The sequence below is a fragment of the Variovorax sp. PDC80 genome (assembly GCF_900115375.1).
Classification (GTDB): domain Bacteria; phylum Pseudomonadota; class Gammaproteobacteria; order Burkholderiales; family Burkholderiaceae_C; genus Variovorax.
This window is the reverse complement of the sequence record NZ_FOWG01000017.1, coordinates 171,228-189,254: the sequence shown is the minus strand read 5'-3', so window position 1 is coordinate 189,254 and position 18,027 is coordinate 171,228. Positions and strand designations below refer to the sequence as shown.

The following is an 18,027-nucleotide window of genomic DNA, read 5'->3' as shown; positions in this document are numbered from 1 at the left end:
ACGAGGCCTCGACACCTCCCCCGGTCGTTTCGCGCCGCCTTTCGTGCACTTCATCGCATTCGCCTGGCCGCCGCGCCGTCCCGCGGCAACCATGCGCACTCCACCGACCCCGCCATGGAGACCCCGATGCGCGCCACTGCCCTCCTCTCTCGCCACGCCCTGCTGCTCGCCTCGGGCCTGCTGCTGTCCTGCCAGTTGCTGGCCGCCGAGGCCGGCTGGCGGCAGGTCCGCATTCCGGGCGCCACGCCCGATGCCGCGCCGACCGTGGTCGCGCTCTACTACCCGACGCAGGCCGCGCCTCGCACGACGGCCATGGGGCCGTTCACCGTGCGCGCCGCGATCCAGGCGCCGCCCGACGAGAAGTTCAAGGGATTGATCCTGCTGAGCCACGGCCTCGCCGGCACCGAGCTGGGCCACGGCAGCCTGGCCGAGGCGCTCGCGCGCGCGGGCTACCTGGTGGCGGCGCTGCGCCATCCGGGCGACAACTGGCAGGACGGCTCGCGGCTGAAACAGGGCGGAGCCGCCTACTTCGGCGAACGGCCGCGGCAGGCTTCGCACGTGATCGACGCCCTGCTGCAGGACCCGCAATGGAAGGACCGTATCGCGCGCGACGACCAGGGCCCGCGCATCGGCGCCGTGGGCCACTCGGCCGGCGGCTACACGGTGCTCGCGCTCGCGGGCGCGCAGGCCGACCTGTCGCGCATCGCCGCGCATTGCGCGAGCGAGCGCGCCGCCGATCCGATCTTCTGCGGCGTGGGCCGCGATGGCGGGACGTCCGCGGCGCCCGCCGTCCCCACCGCTCCGGCCGCATCGCTGCTGCCTTCGCTGCGCGACCCGCGCGTGCGCGCCGTCGTGGCCATGGCCCCGGCCGGCGTGCCCTTCACGGCCGCGTCGCTGGCCCAGGTCCGGGTGCCCACGCGCATCTACGAAGCCGAGCAGGACCGCTTCCTGGTGCCGCGCTTCCATGCCGAATGGATCGCGCGCAACATGCCGGCCGCCGAGCTGCAGCGCATCCCGAATGCCTGGCACTTCGCGTTCATGGACACACCGTCCATGCCCATCCAGACGCCTGATGGCGACATCGCCGCCGATCCGCCGGGCTTCGACCGACAGGCACTGCTGGCGCGCCTGGGGCGGGAGATTCCGGCCTTCTTCGACGAGGCATGGGCGAAATCCGGCACGCCATGAAAAAAGGGCCATGCCGTCGCCGGCATGGCCCTCGTCATTCGTCGCAACGCGCAGCGTTCAGTGCTGCAGGATCTTGTTGAGGAAGTCCTTGGTGCGCGGCTGGCGGTTCTCGGGCTGGCCGAAGAACTCGTCCTTCGAGCAGTCCTCGAGGATGCGGCCGCCGACGTCGATGAAGATCACGCGGCTCGCGACCTTGCGGGCGAAGCCCATTTCGTGCGTGACCACCATCATGGTCATGCCTTCCTTGGCCAGGCTCACCATCACGTCGAGCACTTCGCCGACCATCTCGGGGTCGAGCGCCGAGGTGGGTTCGTCGAACAGCATCACGATCGGGTCCATGCTCAGCGCGCGGGCGATCGCCACGCGCTGCTGCTGGCCGCCCGAGAGCTGGCCCGGGAACTTGTCCTTGTGCGCCATCAGGCCCACGCGGTCGAGCATCTTGAGGCCGCGGGTCTTGGCCTCGTCGGGCGTGCGGCCCAGCACCTTGATCTGCGCGATCGTGAGGTTCTCGGTCACCGACAGGTGCGGGAACAGCTCGAAGTGCTGGAACACCATGCCGACCTTGGAGCGCAGCTTCGGCAGGTTGGTCTTGGGGTCGTGCAGCGGGATGCCATTGACGGTGATCTCGCCCTTCTGGAAGGGTTCGAGCGCGTTCACGGTCTTGATGAGCGTGGACTTGCCCGAGCCCGAGGGACCGCAGACCACGACCACGTCGCCCTTGGCGATGCTGACGGAGCAGTCGTTGAGCACCTGCACGGGGCCGTACCACTTGGAGACGTTCTTGATTTCGATCATTTTTTCGGACATTTCTTTCTCTCCGGTTCAGTGCTCTGTCAGCGGATGATGGCGATTTTCTTGTGCAGGCGCTTCACCAGGTACGACAGCGCATAGCACATCACGAAGTACACGACGGCGGCGAGCAGGTAGGCCTCGATCGGGCGGCCGAAGTTCTTGCCCGCGGTCTCGAAGCCCTTGAGCATGTCGTAGGCGCCGATGGCGTAGACCAGCGAGGTGTCCTGGAACAGGATGATGGTCTGCGTGAGCAGCACCGGCAGCATGTTGCGGAAGGCCTGCGGCAGCACCACGAGGCGCATGTTCTGGCCGTAGGTCATGCCCACCGCCTGGCCCGCATTCACCTGGCCGCGCGGGATCGACTGGATGCCCGCGCGCATGATCTCGCTGAAGTAGGCGGCCTCGAACGCGACGAAGGTGATCACGGCCGAGATCTCGGAGCGGTAGTTGGAACCCACCGAGCCGAACAGCGAATAGAACGAGGCCGGCACCAGCAGGAAGAACCACAGGATCACCATCACCAGCGGGATGCTGCGCATGCCGTTGACGTAGAGCGCCGCGGGCGCATCGAGCCACTTCTTGCCCGACAGGCGCATGAGCGCGAGGATCGTGCCGAAGATCACGCCGCCGATCGTGGCCACCACCGTCAGCATGATGCTGAAGTAGAAGCCCTTGATGACGAAGTTGCTGATGACGTCCCAGTTGTAGAAGGACAGGTCGAGATTCATCATGTCAGTGTCCTCCGCCGCCGCTGGCCGAGACGATGAAGCCCGGCACGCGGGTCTTCTTCTCGATGAAGGCCATGAGCCGGTTGATGGCCAGGGCCGACACCACGTAGCACGCCGTCACCGCGAGGTAGACCTCGATGCCGCGCGAGGTTTCTTCCTGCGCCTGCATGGCGAACATGGTGAGTTCGGTGACCGACACGGCGAACGCGACGGACGAATTCTTGAAGATGTTCATCGTCTCGCTCGTGAGCGGCGGGATGATGATGCGGTAGGCCATCGGCAGGATCACGTAGCGGTAGTACTGCGCCGTGGTGAAGCCCACCGCCATGCCCGCGTAGCGCTGGCCCTTGGGCAGCGCCTGGATGCCCGAGCGCACCTGCTCGGCGATACGCGCCGACGTGAAGAAGCCCAGCGCCAGCACCACCAGGATGAAGCTCGGCACGCCCTTCATGACCGGGACCAGCGCCGGAATGACGTGGTACCAAAGGAAGATCTGCACCAGCAGCGGAATGTTGCGGAACAGCTCGACCCAGGCATTGCCCAGCCTCACCAGCCACGGGCTGTCGGGCAGGGTGCGGATGATCCCCACCAGCGAGCCCAGCACCAACGCGACGATCAACGCCAACAGTGCCACGGACACCGTCCAGCCCCAGGCCGACAGCATCCATTGCAGATAGGTCGGATATTCCCCCCCGGGGTCCTGCAGGAAGACCTGCCAATCCCAGTTGCCCATTTTTCTTACTCCTTCGCCTTCTTCCGAAAATCAGTCCCTGAAAAGAAACGCCCACCGCGAAAGGTGGGCGTCATTCACGCAGCGACGCGACGCTTATTCCTTGGTCACGTACTCTTCAGCGGGCTTGTCGTTCGGGTTGGCCCATGCGTTCTTGGTGGCTTCGCCCAGCGGCAGGTTGATGGTGACGTTTGCCGGGGGGATCGGCTTCAGGAACCACTTGTCGTAGAGCTTGGCGAGTTCGCCCGACTTGGCCTGGGCCTTGATGCTGTCGTCCACGGCCTTCTTGAAGGCGGGGTCGTCCTTGCGGATCATGATGGCGATGGGCTCGACGGCAAGCACGTCGTTCAGGATCTTGTAGTCCTTCGGCGACTTGGACTTGGCGGCCAGCGCGGCCAGGATCGAGCCGTCCATCACGAAGGCGTCGGCACGGCCGGTCTCGAGCAGCAGGAAGCTGTCGGAGTGGTCCTTGCCGTAGACCTCCTTGAAGGTCAGGTTTTCGGCGCGCTTCTGCTTGCGCACGGTCTGCAGCGGCGTGGTGCCGGTGGTGGTGGCGACGGTCTTGTCCTTCAGGTCGGCCAGCGAGTTGATGCCCGAGTTCGCCTTCACGACGATCTTGGTTTCCTCGACGTAGGTGGTCACGCCGAAGGCCACGTCCTTCTGGCGCGTGGCGTTGTTGGTGGTGGAGCCGCACTCGATGTCGACGGTGCCGTTCTGCACCAGCGGGATGCGGTTCTGCGAGGTCACGGGCTGGTACTTGACTTCGAGCTTCTTGCCGGCGGCCTTCTCGAGGTCCTTGATGATGTTGGCGCAGACGTCGTAGTGGAAGCCGGTGTATTGGCCGTTGCCCAGCGTGTACGACAGACCCGAGGATTCACGCACACCTTCGGTGATGACGCCCGATGCCTTGATCTTGGCCAGCGTGTCATTGGCCTGCGCCATCGCGCCGCCGGCGGCCAGCGCCGCGATTGCCAATGCCAGTACTTGCTTTTTCATACGGAAAACTCCTGAGGGTGACGGAAATGAGAGATACAACGAAATTCTAGACATGATGTCTCGGGGGAATACCCGGACCAACCCGGTGCATTTTCCCCGAGCCGCGCACCGGGCGGGCGCATAAGGCGCCTGGCTGGTGCGGACACAGGATTTGGCATTGTCCGGCTTTCACAAAGCAGCCTTTGTGCCCGACGGTTCCGCGGCCGGCGGCACCGGCACGGACAGCCGCACGGGCTGGGTCAGGTTCTCCGGAACCAGCAGCGCGTCCATCTCGGCGCGCGTCATGATGCCCAGCGATTCGGCCACCAGGTCGATCGGCCCGCCCGTGGCCAGCGCGGTCTTGGCGATCAGCGCGGCCTTCTCGTAGCCGATCAGCGGATTGAGCGCGGTGACCAGCGTGACCGACTCGCGCACCCGCTTGGCGAGGAACTCGCGGTTGGCCTCGATGCCGTCGACGCAGTTCAGCTGCAGCGTGTTGCAGGCGTTGCCCAGGTGCTTGATGCTCTTGAACAGGCTCCAGCCCATGATCGGCTCGAAGGCGTTGAGCTGCAGCTGGCCGGCTTCGGACGCCATGGTCACGGTGATGTCGTTGCCGATCACCTCGAAGGCCACCTGGTTCATCACCTCCGGGATCACCGGGTTGACCTTGCCCGGCATGATCGACGAGCCGGCCTGCCGCGCGGGCAGCCGGATCTCGCCGAAGCCTGCCTGCGGGCCGCTCGAGAGCAGGCGCAGGTCGTTGCAGGTCTTGCTGAGCTTGGTGGCCACGCGCTTGAGCACGCCCGACAGCTGCACGAAGGCACCGGTGTCCTGCGTGGCCTCGATCAGGTTGGCGGCCTGCTTGAGCGGCACGCCGGTCTGCTCTGCCAGGTACTGGCAGGCCAGGTTGGCATAGCCGTGTGGCGCGTTGATGCCGGTGCCGATGGCGGTGGCGCCGAGGTTGATCTCCTCGATCAGCGCGCGCGCCTCGCCGAGGCGGGCCTCGTCCTCGCCGATCATGATGGCGTAGGTCAGGAACTCCTGGCCCAGGGTCATGGGCACCGCGTCCTGCAGCTGGGTGCGGCCGATCTTGAGCACGTCCTTGAACTCGAGCGCCTTGGCCTCGAAGCTGCGGCGCAGCGCCGCCATGGCCTCGAGCAGCTTGCCGATCGCGAACCACAGCGCCAGCCGCACGGCGGTCGGGTAGACGTCGTTGGTGCTCTGCGAGGCGTTGACGTGGTCGTTGGGATGCAGCACGTCGTAGCGGCCCTTCTCGTGGCCCAGCTTCTCGAGCGCGAGGTTGCAGATGACCTCGTTGGCGTTCATGTTGGTCGAGGTGCCGGCGCCGCCCTGGATCACGTCGACCACGAACTCGTCGAGCAGCTTGCCCTCGATCAGGTCGTCGCAGGCCAGGATGATCGCGGCCGCGCGGTCGCGGTCGATCGCGCCGAGGTCGGCATTGGCGCGCGTGGCGGCCTTCTTCACGAAGGCCAGCGCGCGCACCAGGTCGGGCATGGCCGACACGCGGGTGCCGGAGATCGCGAAGTTCTCGACCGCGCGGGCCGTGTGCACGCCCCAGTAGGCGACGGCGGGAATCTGCTTCTCGCCGAGGAAGTCGTGTTCGGTTCTGAAGTTGGAGCCCATACCCACCTCTCGGCTGAAAAAAAGCACGCGAGAACGCGTGCCATGGAGTTGCGGTCGTTCGACCCGCGGCCGAAAAACTGCCCGGACTGTAGGGGCGTCATGGCACGGACGCCAATGCTGTTTACGGGAACACTTATGCCTGACTTTTATAGATTGTGCAGTGCACAAATCCAACCCCAAAGGCTATACCCAAACGCCCGGCCCGACCAGCGGCGCTCCCCCTACGAGGCCCCGGAATCAGCGCGGCGGCTGGGTGCCGACGAGGTACGACCAGAGCGCGTCGGCCGAGCTCTTGGGCTGCAGCGACTCGAGCCCGGCGGCCTTGGCGGCGGCGCGGCCGCCCGCGCGCGTCTGCAGCGGCGCCTGCGGGCGCTCGCGGTAGGCGCGGATCTCCATCGTGGCCTCGAGCCGGTCGATCTCGGGCGGCAGCGCGCTCACCAGCTTGCGCATGCGCACCTCCTTGCGCACCGCGCTCTGCGGCAGGAAGGCGATGCCGTGGCCCTCGAGCGCCATCACCTTCAGGCCCTCGGCCATGTCGGTCTCGTAGACCCGGTCGAGGTGGATCGCGGTGCCCGATTCCTTGAGCAGCTGGTCGACCACGCGTCCCAGGTAGGCGCCCGGCGCATAGCCCAGGTAGGGCAGCGGCTGGCCGGCGCGGCCCGGCAGCCGGTAGCGCGGCGCGCCCTCGGCGTCGGCCTTGACCCAGGGCGCCACGGTCTCCTCGCCCAGGCTCACCATCTCGTACTTGTTGGCGTCGAGCTGCAGCGGCTGCGAGGGGTGGTGGTAGGCGATCAGCAGGTCGCAGCTGCCCTCGACCAGCCGCAGCACGGCGTCGTGCACGTTGAGCGCGATCAGCCGGCTCTTGATCGGGCCGAAGTGCTCGCGCAGGCTGGTGACCCACGAGGGGAAGAAGGTGAAGGCCAGCGTGTGCGGTATCGCGAACTCGATCACGTCCTGCCCGGCGGCCGAATGGCCGCGCAGCATGGCGCGCGTGCTCTGCAGCGCCTGCAGCATCTCGATGGCCTGGCTGTAGAGCGTCTGGCCCGCGGGCGTGAGCCGCGTGGGATAGGAGCTGCGGTCGACGAGGTCGGTGCCGGCCCAGCCCTCCAGCGCCTGGATGCGGCGCGAGAACGCCGGCTGGGTCACGTGCCGCAACTGGGCGGAGCGGCTGAAGCTGCGCGTCTCGGCCAGGCTGATGAAGTCTTCGAGCCACTTGGTTTCCATGGCGGGCGATTATGTGCCGCCGCGCGCGAGGCCGCGCCGGCCGGTGCTCGGGGACAACCCGCCCCCGGTCCGGTCCCGGGCGGCGCCGCGCTGCCACATACTGGCGCCTCGTCCTTCTCCGATCCCACGCCATGCCCACCGACGACCTCCTCGCCCTCAGCGCCACCGCCCTGTCGCGCCGCCTCGCCGAACGCAGCCTCTCGTGCCGCGAGCTGATGCAGGCCACGCTCACGCGCATCGAGGCCCTGAACCCGCGCTTCAACGCCATCGTCTCGCTGCGGGACCCCGGCGCGCTGCTGGCCGAGGCCGACCAGCGCGACGCCGAGCTGGCGCGCGGCGAGCGCCGCGGCTGGATGCACGGCTTCCCGCTCGCGGTGAAGGACCTGAGCCATGCGGCCGGCCTGCCGACTTCGAAGGGCTCGCCCTTGCCGCCGCGCACGCCCGCGCGCACCGACAGCCTGCACGTGGCGCGCATGCGCGCGGCCGGCGCGATCGTCATCGGCAAGACCAACACGCCCGAGTTCGGGCTCGGCTCCCACACCTACAACACGGTGTTCGGCACCACGCGCAACGCCTACGCGCCCGAGCGCAGCGCGGGCGGCAGCAGCGGCGGCGCGGCCGTGGCGCTGGCGCTCGGCATGCTGCCGGTGGCCGACGGCAGCGACATGATGGGTTCGCTGCGCAACCCGGCGGCCTTCAACAACGTGATCGGCATGCGGCCCTCGCGCGGGCGCGTGCCCGGCGATCCCGACGAGGAGCTGTTCTTCCAGCAGCTCGGTTGCGAAGGCCCGATGGCGCGCACGGTGGAGGACACCGCGCGGCTGCTCTCGGTGCAGGCTGGTTTCGACGGCCGCGTGCCGCTGTCCTCGCCGCACGCCCTGCCCGCGCCCGACGACTTGCGGATCGAGGGCGAGGTGCGCGGCCTGCGCATCGGCTGGCTCGGCAGCATCTGGAGCGACCTGCCGCTCGAGCCCGGCGTGCTCGCGCTCGGCGAACAGGCACTCGCCACCTTCCTCGCGCTGGGCTGCGAGGTCGAGCCCTGCACCCTCGACGTGCCGCGCGCCCACAACTGGAGCGCCTGGCTGCGGCTGCGCCAGCTGCTGGTGGGCGGCAAGCTCGGTGCCTACATGAACACGCCCGCGCTGGTCGAGCAGCTCAAGCCCGAGGCGCGCTGGGAGATCGAGCAGAGCCGGCACCTCGATGCCGCCTCGCTGTTCCAGGCCTCGGTGTGGCGCTCGAACGTCTACCGCGCCTTCCTGTCGCTGTTCGAGCGCTTCGACTTCGTGCTGGCGCCGACCGCGCAGGTCTTCCCCTTCGACGCCGAGCTGCACTGGCCCGCGCAGGTGGCCGGCGTGCCGAGCGACACCTACCACCGCTGGATGGAGATCGTCACGCCGTTCACGCTGGCGGGACTGCCCACGCTCAACGTGCGCGCGGGCTTCGGCGAGGCGGGCCTGCCGATGGGGCTGCAGCTCGCGGGGCCGATCCATGCGGACCTCGAGGTGCTGCGGCTCGGGCATGCGTACGACGAGGCCTGCGGGTGGGGCGCCCGCAAGCCGCCCGTGCTGGGCTGAGTTCGCTCAGACCGGCGTGAGCACGCCGCGCCCTGCGAAGTGCCCCTCGGCATTCGCGATGAAATGGTCCACCGACTTCTGCGTCGCCTCGGGCGACCAGCCCGCCAGGTGCGGCGTCAGCAGCACGTTGTCGAGGCCGATCAGCTGTTGCGGCGGCTTCGGCTCGCTCTCGTAGACGTCGAGCGCCGCGCCCGCGATGCGGTTCTCGCGCAGCGCCGCGGCCAGCGCCTCGGTGTCGACCACGCTGCCGCGACCGATGTTCACCAGGTAGCCCCGGGGGCCGATCGCATCGAGCACCTCGGCATTCACCAGGTGGCGCGTGGCGGCGCCGCCGGGCGCGGCCAGCATCAGCACGTCGGCCCAGGCGGCCAGCGACTTCAGGTCGCCGAAGTAGCGGTGCGACACGCCCTCGCGCGGCGAACGGTTGTGATAGCCGATCTCCATGTCGAAGCCCGCCGCGCGCTTGGCGATCTTCTGGCCGATGGTGCCCAGGCCGAGGATGCCGAGCTTCTTGCCCGACACGTTCGGCGGCTGCGGGATCGACTCGCGCCACACGCCTTCGCGGCACTGGCGGTCGAGGGTGCGGAAGCCGCGCACGATGGCGATCAGCAGGCCGAAGGCATGGTCGGCCACGCAGTCGTCGTTGGTGCCGGCGCCGTTGGCGGTGACGATGCCGCGCGCGCGGGTCACCTCCAGCGGCACGCCCTCGAAGCCCGCGCCCAGGCAGCAGATCAGTTCGACCTTGGGCATGGCCTCGATCTCGGCCGGCGTGATGCCGATCACGCCGATGGTCAGCACCGCGCGGAATTCATGGCCGCGCGCGGCGATCGCGGCCGCGCGGGCTTCGTCGCCCGGCGCATAGGCCACGTCGTAGACCTCGGCAATCTGGGCCTGGTGGGCGCTCGAGAGGCTGTTGAGCACCAGCAGGGGAATCTTGGTCGACACGTCTGAACTCCTGGAATCGTCGGGAAAAAACGGAAAGCAATGATCGGGCTAGAGCAACGGCGCCGCCTCGCTCTTCTGCAAAGTCCACATCTGCGCATAGCGGCCCTGCTTCGCGAGCAGCTCGCCATGGGTGCCGCGCTCGACGATCACGCCGGCCTCGAGCACCAGGATCTCGTGCGCGTCGACCACGGTCGACAGGCGGTGCGCGATCACCAGCGTGGTCTTGTCCTGCGCCGCGCTCTTGAGCTCGGCCTGGATCGCGCGCTCGTTGGCCGAGTCGAGCGCCGAGGTGGCCTCGTCGAAGATCACGATCGGCGGGTTCTTCAGCAGCGTGCGCGCGATCGCCACGCGCTGCTTCTCGCCGCCCGACAGCTTCAGGCCGCGCTCGCCCACCGTGGTCGCGTAGCCCTGGGGCGTGGCGGCGATGAAGTCGTGGATGCGCGCCGCGCGGGCCGCCTCCTCGACCTCCTCGCGCGTGGCGCCCGGGCGGCCGTAGGCGATGTTGTATTCGACCGTGTCGTTGAACAGCACCGTGTCCTGCGGCACGATGCCGATCGCGCGGCGCACGCTGGCCTGCTGTACCGCGCGGATGTCCTCGCCGCCGATGGTGATGCGGCCCTGCTGCACGTCGTAGAAGCGGTAGAGCAGGCGCGCCAGGGTCGACTTGCCCGAGCCCGAGGGCCCCACCACCGCCACCGTCTTGCCCGCGGGGATCTCGAAGCTCACGTGCCTGAGGATCGGCCGCGCGGCCTCGTAGGCGAAGCTCACGTCCTCGAAGCGCACCGTGGCGTCGGCACCGGCCAGCGGCTTCGCGCCGGGCGCGTCGCGCACCTCGCGCTCCTTCTCCATCAGCACGAACATCTTGTCGAGGTCGGTCAGGCTCTGCTTGATCTCGCGGTAGATCACGCCCAGGAAGTTGAGCGGGATGTAGAGCTGGATCATGAAGGCGTTGACCATCACCAGGTCGCCCAGGGTCATGCGGCCCTCGACCACGCCCGAGGTGGCGCGCCACAGCATCAGCACCAGGCTGACCGCGATCAGCGCCTGCTGGCCCGCGTTGAGCATGCTCAGCGTGCGCTGGCTGGTGATCGCGGCCTTGCGGTAGCGGTCGAGGCTGGCGTCGTAGCGCTTCGCCTCGAAGGCCTCGTTGTTGAAGTACTTGACGGTCTCGTAGTTCAACAGCGAATCGACCGCGCGGCTCTGCGCCAGCGAGTCGAGCTCGTTCATGGTCTTGCGGAACTGGGTGCGCCACTCGGTCACGGTGACCGTGAAGCCGATGTAGAGCACCAGCGCCGCCAGCGTGATCCAGACGAACAGCGCATCGAACTTCACGCCGAGGATGGCGAGCACCAGCACCAGCTCGATGATGGTCGGCACGATGCTGTAGAGCGACATCGAGATCAGCGAATGCACGCCGCGCGTGCCGCGCTCGATGTCGCGCGTCATGCCGCCGGTCTGGCGCTCGAGGTGGAAGCGCAGGCTCAGCGAATGCAGGTGGCCGAACACCTCGAGCGCGATGCGGCGCGCGGCGCCCTCGGTGGCCTTGGCGAAGATCAGCTCGCGCAGCTCGTTGAACAGCGAGGTGCTGAAGCGCAGCAGCCCGTAGGCCACCAGCAGCGCGATCGGCACCACCAGCAGCGCCTGCGCCATGTCGGGCTTGGGCGTCATGGTGTCGACCAGGTTCTTCAGCAGCAGCGGCACGCCGACGTTGGCCACCTTGGCCGCCACCATGAAGCCCAGCGCGAACAGCACGCGCCATTTGTAGTCCCAGAGGTAGGGAAAGAGGCGCCGCAGCGTGGCCCAGTCGGAGCGGTCGGCGCGCGCGGGTGCGTGGCCGCCGGCATGCGGTGGGGAGGAGGTGGGGGTGGAAACAGCTTCGCCGGCGCGGCGCATGAGGGACAATCGTGGTCGTTTTTCTGCCCTGATTGTTGCCCATGTCCGATTCCCCCAGTGCCGACGCCGCCGCCACCCTGAAGAGCCTGCCCACCGACATGGAGCTGGTGCTCAAGGTGATCCCGATGCCGGCGGACTGCAATGCCAACGGCGACATCTTCGGCGGCTGGGTCATGGCCCAGTGCGACCTGGCCGGCTCGGTGATCCCGGCGCGCTACGCCAAGGGACGCCAGGCCACGGTGGCGGTCAACGAATTCATCTTCAAGCAGCCGGTGCGCATCGGCGACATCCTGTCCTTCTATTCGAAGCTGGTGCGCATCGGCCGCACCTCGATCACCGTGACCGTGGAGGTCTTCGCCGAGCGCTTCCGCGCCCAGGGCGAGTACATCAAGGTGACGCAGGCCACCTTCACCTACGTGGCGATCGACGACAGCGGGCGGCCGCGGGCGATCGAGCAGCCGGCGGCCTGACCGGCCCGGGCAGCCTCACAGCGCCGGATCGCGCACCTTCTCGAAACGCTCGAACTCCCGGTTGATCCAGCGCCCGTCGCGGCGCTCGGTGCGGCGGATGTAGACCGTCTGCACGATGTCGCGCGTGTAGGCGTCGATCTCGATCGGGCCGCGCGGGCTCTCGAGCTTGAGGCCGCGGAAGGCGTCGATCAGCTTCTCGGGGCTGCCGCCGCCGCGCATCAGCGGCGAGGCCATCGCGAGGTCGAGCGCCGCGAAGGCATCGTGCGCGGCCACCGCGAAATAGCCGGGCCGCAGGTGCGAGCCGTACTCGGTCTCGAAGGCCGCGGCGAAGCGCCGGTTCTCGGGCGACTCGTGCGCGTACGAGTAGTGGTGGCTGGTGACCAGCCCCTCGGCCAGCTCGCCGATGTTCTGCAGGTAGTGGTCGTCGGTGGCCTCGCCGGTCGACAGCAGCCGGATGCCGGTGTCGGCCATGCCGCGGTCGCGCCAGGCGCGCAGGAAGCCCGCCGGCATCTGGCCCGAGGGCAGGAAGAAGAACACCGCCTGCGGCTTGAGCTCGCGCAGCCGCAGCATGTAGGCCGTGTAGTCCTGCGTGGCCAGCGGCACGCGCAGCATGGCGCCGACATTGCCGCCGCCGGCCGTGATGCCCGAGACGAAGGCGGTCTCGGCATCGACGCCCGAGGCGTAGTCGGCGGTCACGGTGCAGACCTCGCGCAGCCCCTCCTTGAGCGCCCAGCGCGCCAGCGGCAGCGTGACCTGCGCGATGGTGAAGGACACGCGCACCGTGTAGGGCGAGCGCACCGTGATGCCCGACGAGGCGGCGTTCATGATCACCGTGGGCACCTTGGCCTGCGTGGCGACGGCCGCCACGGCATAGGCGTTGGAGCTGAAGTGCAGGCCGGTCAGCAGGTCGACGCGCTCGTTCTCCACCAGGTCGAGCGCGAGCCGGCGCGCCATGTCGGGCGCGCTCACGGGCACGTCGCGCCGCAGCAGCTCGACCGGGCGGCCCGCGATCTGCTGGTTGTGCGCGGCCAGCCAGACCGCCATGCCGGCATCGAACTGCCGCCCGCCGCCCACATAGGCACCCGACCAGGGACCGAGCACGCCGATGCGCAGCGGCCGCACGCGCGCGAGCACCACCGAAGGCGCCGCCATGGTGGCGCCGAGCAGGCCCAGCGCCTGCCTGCGCGTCGGCCGGATTGCTACCTTTTCAGTAGCATCGAACGACCGCTGGATGCGGGCTGCTGGCGTGTGTAACTGGAGGACTGGCACGCGGACCAGTGTACGCGTGCGACCCCGCCGAAGGGGCCTCGGCGGCTTGTGGAAAGCCCGTAGAACGCAGGTTGTAGGTACGGACCCGCGCCGCGCTCAGAGCTTGGAGAAATCCGGCTTGCGCTTCTCCATGAACGCGCCGAAGGCCTCGCGCGCCGCGGGCTCGCGCAGCATGCGGCCGAAGCTCGCGCCCTCCTCGTCCATGCGCTCGATGACCGCGGGCAGCTGCGCCTTCTTGAGCAGCCGCTTGGTCTCGACCAGCGCGCTCAGCGGCTTGGCCGCGAGCTTGCGCGCCTGGGTCTGGGCGATGGCGTTGGCCTCGGTCGGCGGCACCACGCGGTTGACCAGGCCGACCTCGAGCGCGGCCTCGGCCATGAAGGGCTCGCCCAGCAGGAGCGCCTCGGCCGCGCGGTGGTAGCCGAGCATCTGCGGCACCAGCAGGCTGGAGGCCGCCTCGGGGCACAGGCCGAGGTTGACGAAGGGCATCGAGAAGGCCGCGTTGTCGCCCGCGTAGACCAGGTCGCAATGGAACAGCATCGTGGTGCCGATGCCCACCGCCGGACCGCAGACCGCCGCGACGATCGGCTTCGGGAAGGTCGCGATGCCGCGCAGGAAGCGGAACACCGGCGAGTCCTTGCCCGCGGGCGGCGCATTGAGGAAGTCGCCGATGTCGTTGCCGGCGCTGAAGATGGTCGGGTCGCCCTGGATCAGCACGCAGCGCACGGCCGCGTCGCCCTCGGCCTTGGTCAGCGCATCGGCCAGCTCGGCGTACATCGCGCTGGTGATCGAGTTCTTCTTGTCGACGCGGTTGAAGGTGATGGTCATCACGCCGGCTTCGGCATGGACGAGGATGTCGCTCATGGCTTGTGTCCTGTGGAAAGAAGAAAGAGGAAAGGGATCAGGCGGCCAGCGCCTCGCGCACGAAGTCGAGCCGGTCCTGGCCCCAGAACATGTCGCTGCCCACGAACATGGTGGGCGCGCCGAACACGCCGCGCGCCACGGCCTCCTGCGTGACGGCCTTCAGGCGGTCCTTGACCTCCTGCTGGCCCGCGGCCGCGAGCAGCGCCGCGGGATCGAAGCCCGCCGCCTGCAGCACCGCGCCCACCTCGGCGGGATCGTTGAGGTTGCGCGGCTCGACCCACATCGCGTGGTAGATCGCGTCGACGTATGCATCGAAGCGCGCCGGCTGCTGCAGCTGGATCGCGGTGGCGCCGCGCATCAGCAGCAGCGTGTTGATCGGGAAGTGCGGGTTGTGCACGAAGGGCACGCCGTAGCGCCTGGCGAAGCGCTGCAGGTCGGTCGTCATGTACGACCCCTTGGGCGCGATCTCGGCCGGCGAGTGGTTGCCCGTGGCCTGGAACACGCCGCCCAGCAGCAGCGGTTTCCAGACCAGCTCGGCGCCGGTGTCGGCGCACACGTGGGGCAGCTGGGTCGCGGCGAGGTAGGCGGCGGGGCTGCCGAAATCGAAATAGAACTCGACGGTCTTCGTCATGCGGCGTTGTCTCCTGGGTGGGCTGGATTCTCTCCGGGCGGCCGCGGGCCTTGCGAAACCGGAGGCTATTCCTTGTAGTAGACGATCTGGTTCGAGGTCGCGAGCAGCACGCCGGCCTCGCTCCACAGCTGCGCGGTCTGGTCGAAGAAGCCGTTGAAGAACTGCTGCCCCGTCGCCTGCCCGAGCAGGAAGCCGGTGCCGACCTCGGCCAGCTGCGCCGCGTCGGCGTGGAAGTAGGTGGTGATCGACACCGTGCCGGCCGGCACGTGCCTGGCGCGGCGCAGCCAGATGCGTGGATAGAACACGTCGCTCATCGCCGCGAGCGAGGGCAGGTCGAGCGGCCGCGCCTGCGCGTCGCGCACCCAGATGCGGGTCTCGCTGTGCTGCAGGCTGCCGTCCCACTGCGCGGGAATGCCTCCGCTGAACGGGCGCATCTCGTACTGCTGCACCCAGGCCACGCCGGCCGGGCCGATGCGGATCGGCTCGACGGCCTCGGGCTTCGGCACCTCGGGCATGGCCAGGTCGCTCCGGCTCCAGGTCTCGCGCCGCGCGGCCGTCACCACGGTGGCGGTGGTCGTCATGTTCGGCGCGCCGCCCGCGCCGGGCTGCGTGATCTGCACGGTCCAGTGCTGCGTCGAGCGGTTGGTGCGCACCGCGGTCGCCTGCACGTCGAAGGCACCGGCCTCGAGCGCGGCCGCGTAGTTCACGGTCAGCGCGATCGGCGTGCCCAGCAGGTCCGGATGCTGCAGCACCGCCTGCAGCGCGACCGCCGCGGTGGTGCCGCCGAAGGGACCGACCATGTTCCAGTAGTCGGGGCTGGTGGTGCCCGTGAAATGGCCCGCGCGCAGGTCGCTGTGCTGCAGCGCGATGGCCTTGTCGAAGGGATGGGGAGTGCTCGTGCTCATGGCCGCAGTGTGCTCCGGCGCGCGGCCTCAGGCAGTCGTGTGCGGGACGCCCGCGGCCGATGATGTCAGCGCGCCCAGGCGATGCAGCTTGTCGACCGTGGCGGGCCACAGGCTCTGGCTGAACTGCTCGCGGAAGAAGCCGAAGTGGCCGATGCGCCGCGCCTGCACGTCGGCCGGCGCGATGCGTTCGATGGCGCGCGGCGCCTGGTCGTAGAAGCTCACCAGGCTGTGCGTGCCGGCCAGCGTCATCAGTTCGTCGTCGGTCATCGACAGCGCGAGCACCGGGAAGCGCACGCGGCTGTAGCTCTTCTGCGCCAGCTCGCCCTCGGCGCCCACGCTGTAGCGCGGGTTCAGACACCAGCGCCGCCATTGCAGGATCACGCCGCGCGGCAGGTCGCCCACCTTCCTGAGCTTGCGGCCCGGGAAGTAGCCGCACAGCCGCGTGACCAGCGGCACCAGCACGAACCAGAAGTAGAGGATGCTGCGCTTGAGCCGCGGCGCGTTCTCGCGCCAGTAGCCGCTGCCGGCCGCGATGCTCACCAGGCCGTCGACCTGCTCGGGGCGCTGCAGGAAGCCCGGCAGCTGCGCGCCGAGGCTGTGGCCCAGCAGGTAGAGCGGCTGCGCGGGCAGCGCGGCCTTGGCGGCGTCGATGACCGCCTCGTAGTCGCGCGCCCAGTCGAACAGGTCGGCCTCGAAGCCGCGCAGCGAGGCGGCGCCGCGCGAGTCGCCCGAGCCGCGGTAGTCGAAGGTCCAGACGCGCAGCCCCTGGCCCGCGAGCCAGCGCGCGAAGGCCTCGTAGAAGGACTGGCGCACGCCCATGGCGCCGCCGATCACGATGCTGGCGCGCGGCGCGCCCGCGGGTTCGTAGCGGCGCACCGCCAGTTGCTGCGCGCCACCGTCGACCGGAAGCTGCTGCTGCGTCTGTTCCATCACTGTCCTGTCTCCTGGTTGCACCGGCACTCGTCGCGTTGCCTGGCGCGTGATCGATCAGACGCGCTCGAAGATGCCTGCGGCGCCCTGCCCCATGCCCACGCACATCGTGACCATGCCGTACTTGAGCTTCTCGCGCTGCAGTGCGTGCACCACCGTGGCCGAGCGGATCGCGCCAGTGGCGCCCAGCGGATGGCCCAGCGCGATCGCGCCGCCCATCGGGTTGACCTTCGACGGGTCGAGCCCCAGCGTGTTGATGACCGCGAGCGACTGGGCCGCGAAGGCCTCGTTGAGCTCGATCCAGTCGATGTCCTGCTGGCTCAGGCCGGCATAGCGCAGCGCCGCGGGAATCGCCTCGATCGGGCCGATGCCCATGATGTGCGGCGGCACGCCCTTGCTCGCGAAGCTCACGAAGCGCGCCAGCGGCGTCAGGCCGAACTGCTTGACCGCCTTCTCGCTCGCCAGGATCAGCGCGCCCGCGCCATCGGAGGTCTGCGAGCTGTTGCCGGCCGTGACCGTGCCGCGCGCGGCGAACACGGTGCGCAACTTGGCGAGGCCTTCGATCGAGGTGTCGGGGCGCGCGCCTTCGTCGAGGTTCACGGTGCGCGTGGTCGCGATCGCTTCGCCGCTCTCGAGGTCGGGCGCGCGGTCGGTCACCTCGATCGGCGTGATCTCGTCCGCGAACTTGCCGGCCTTCTGCGCGGCCAGCGCCTTCTGGTGCGAGGCCAGCGCGAATTCGTCCTGGGCCTGGCGGCTCACCTTCCACTGCTGCGCGACCTTCTCGGCCGTCAGGCCCATGCCGTAGGCGATGCCCACGTCACCGTCGCGCTCGAAGATGGAGGGCGACAGCGAGGGCGAGTTGCCCATCATCGGCACCATGCTCATGCTCTCGACGCCGGCCGCGATCATCACGTCGGCCTCGCCGACGCGGATGCGGTCGGCCGCCATCTGCACCGCCGACAGGCCCGAGGCGCAGAAGCGGTTGACCGTGATGCCGCCGACGCTGGTCGGCAGGCCCGCGAGCACCGCGCCGATGCGCGCGACGTTCAGGCCCTGCTGCGCCTCGGGGATCGCGCAGCCGCAGATGATGTCCTCGATGGCCTTCGGATCGAGGCCCGGCACCGCCGCCAGCGCGGCCTTGAGCGTGGTCGCGAGCAGGTCGTCGGGACGGTGGTTGCGGAAGTAGCCGCGGTGCGACTTGCCGATGGGGGTGCGGGTGGCCGCGACGATGTAGGCGTCTTGTACTTGCTTGCTCATGAAATCCGTCC

At 69.0% G+C, this 18,027-nt stretch carries 17 protein-coding genes; 3 read left to right on the top strand and 14 right to left on the bottom strand.

Annotated elements, in window-relative coordinates:
• The first annotated feature begins 126 nt into the window (after nucleotides 1–126).
• Nucleotides 127–1,188, top strand: coding sequence for an alpha/beta hydrolase family protein (locus tag BM109_RS36065; protein ID WP_093354123.1), 1,062 nt, complete (start codon nucleotides 127–129; stop codon nucleotides 1,186–1,188).
• Nucleotides 1,189–1,245: 57 nt separating this feature from the next.
• On the opposite strand, the gene BM109_RS36060 is transcribed toward BM109_RS36065, so the two are convergent.
• The 6 genes from BM109_RS36060 to BM109_RS36035 form a co-directional block, all read right to left on the bottom strand.
• Nucleotides 1,246–1,983 (bottom strand): amino acid ABC transporter ATP-binding protein, encoded by a 738-nt coding sequence (locus BM109_RS36060; protein ID WP_093354121.1) that lies wholly within the window; start codon nucleotides 1,981–1,983, stop codon nucleotides 1,246–1,248.
• 38 nt (nucleotides 1,984–2,021) lie between these two features.
• The gene (locus tag BM109_RS36055) at nucleotides 2,022–2,711 is read right to left on the bottom strand and encodes an amino acid ABC transporter permease (RefSeq protein WP_057590982.1); all 690 of its coding nucleotides are present in this window, start codon (nucleotides 2,709–2,711) and stop codon (nucleotides 2,022–2,024) included.
• Nucleotide 2,712: 1 nt separating this feature from the next.
• Nucleotides 2,713–3,441, bottom strand: a complete 729-nt coding sequence (locus BM109_RS36050) for an amino acid ABC transporter permease (protein ID WP_093354052.1) — start codon at nucleotides 3,439–3,441, stop codon at nucleotides 2,713–2,715.
• Nucleotides 3,442–3,534: 93 nt separating this feature from the next.
• Nucleotides 3,535–4,434 (bottom strand): amino acid ABC transporter substrate-binding protein, encoded by a 900-nt coding sequence (locus tag BM109_RS36045; RefSeq protein ID WP_093354050.1) that lies wholly within the window; start codon nucleotides 4,432–4,434, stop codon nucleotides 3,535–3,537.
• Between the two features lie 168 nt (nucleotides 4,435–4,602).
• Complete coding sequence (locus BM109_RS36040) at nucleotides 4,603–6,057, bottom strand: aspartate ammonia-lyase (RefSeq protein WP_093354048.1); 1,455 nt, start codon at nucleotides 6,055–6,057, stop codon at nucleotides 4,603–4,605.
• Nucleotides 6,058–6,294: 237 nt separating this feature from the next.
• Nucleotides 6,295–7,281 carry a LysR substrate-binding domain-containing protein gene (locus tag BM109_RS36035; RefSeq protein WP_093354046.1) on the bottom strand — a complete coding sequence of 329 codons (987 nt, stop codon included), beginning with the start codon at nucleotides 7,279–7,281 and terminating at the stop codon, nucleotides 6,295–6,297.
• Between the two features lie 131 nt (nucleotides 7,282–7,412).
• On the opposite strand from BM109_RS36035, the gene BM109_RS36030 reads away from it, so the two are divergent.
• Nucleotides 7,413–8,855: an amidase gene (locus BM109_RS36030; RefSeq protein WP_093354044.1), complete on the top strand. Its 1,443-nt coding sequence runs from the start codon at nucleotides 7,413–7,415 to the stop codon at nucleotides 8,853–8,855.
• A gap of 6 nt (nucleotides 8,856–8,861) precedes the next feature.
• Here BM109_RS36030 and BM109_RS36025 read toward each other — a convergent pair whose 3' ends face one another.
• Entirely contained in the window at nucleotides 8,862–9,800 is a 939-nt protein-coding gene (locus BM109_RS36025) for a 2-hydroxyacid dehydrogenase (protein ID WP_093354042.1), read from the bottom strand.
• Between the two features lie 48 nt (nucleotides 9,801–9,848).
• The gene (locus BM109_RS36020) at nucleotides 9,849–11,693 is read right to left on the bottom strand and encodes an ABCB family ABC transporter ATP-binding protein/permease (RefSeq protein WP_093354039.1); all 1,845 of its coding nucleotides are present in this window, start codon (nucleotides 11,691–11,693) and stop codon (nucleotides 9,849–9,851) included.
• Between the two features lie 41 nt (nucleotides 11,694–11,734).
• Between BM109_RS36020 and BM109_RS36015 the strand changes: the two genes are divergently transcribed.
• The gene (locus BM109_RS36015) at nucleotides 11,735–12,163 is read left to right on the top strand and encodes an acyl-CoA thioesterase (protein ID WP_057590974.1); all 429 of its coding nucleotides are present in this window, start codon (nucleotides 11,735–11,737) and stop codon (nucleotides 12,161–12,163) included.
• A gap of 15 nt (nucleotides 12,164–12,178) precedes the next feature.
• On the opposite strand, the gene BM109_RS36010 is transcribed toward BM109_RS36015, so the two are convergent.
• The 6 genes from BM109_RS36010 to BM109_RS35985 form a co-directional block, all read right to left on the bottom strand.
• Nucleotides 12,179–13,315 (bottom strand): ABC transporter substrate-binding protein, encoded by a 1,137-nt coding sequence (locus tag BM109_RS36010; protein WP_256223009.1) that lies wholly within the window; start codon nucleotides 13,313–13,315, stop codon nucleotides 12,179–12,181.
• 213 nt (nucleotides 13,316–13,528) lie between these two features.
• Nucleotides 13,529–14,293, bottom strand: a complete 765-nt coding sequence (locus BM109_RS36005) for an enoyl-CoA hydratase (RefSeq protein WP_093354037.1) — start codon at nucleotides 14,291–14,293, stop codon at nucleotides 13,529–13,531.
• Nucleotides 14,294–14,330: 37 nt separating this feature from the next.
• Nucleotides 14,331–14,924, bottom strand: coding sequence for a 2-hydroxychromene-2-carboxylate isomerase (locus BM109_RS36000; protein ID WP_093354034.1), 594 nt, complete (start codon nucleotides 14,922–14,924; stop codon nucleotides 14,331–14,333).
• Between the two features lie 65 nt (nucleotides 14,925–14,989).
• Complete coding sequence (locus tag BM109_RS35995; RefSeq protein WP_093354032.1) at nucleotides 14,990–15,829, bottom strand: acyl-CoA thioesterase; 840 nt, start codon at nucleotides 15,827–15,829, stop codon at nucleotides 14,990–14,992.
• Between the two features lie 27 nt (nucleotides 15,830–15,856).
• A complete protein-coding gene (locus BM109_RS35990) occupies nucleotides 15,857–16,759 on the bottom strand; it encodes an alpha/beta hydrolase family protein (RefSeq protein WP_093354028.1) in 903 nt (300 codons plus the stop codon).
• A 57-nt stretch (nucleotides 16,760–16,816) separates the two neighbouring features.
• A complete protein-coding gene (locus tag BM109_RS35985; RefSeq protein WP_093354026.1) occupies nucleotides 16,817–18,016 on the bottom strand; it encodes an acetyl-CoA C-acyltransferase in 1,200 nt (399 codons plus the stop codon).
• Between the last annotated feature and the right edge of the window lie 11 nt (nucleotides 18,017–18,027).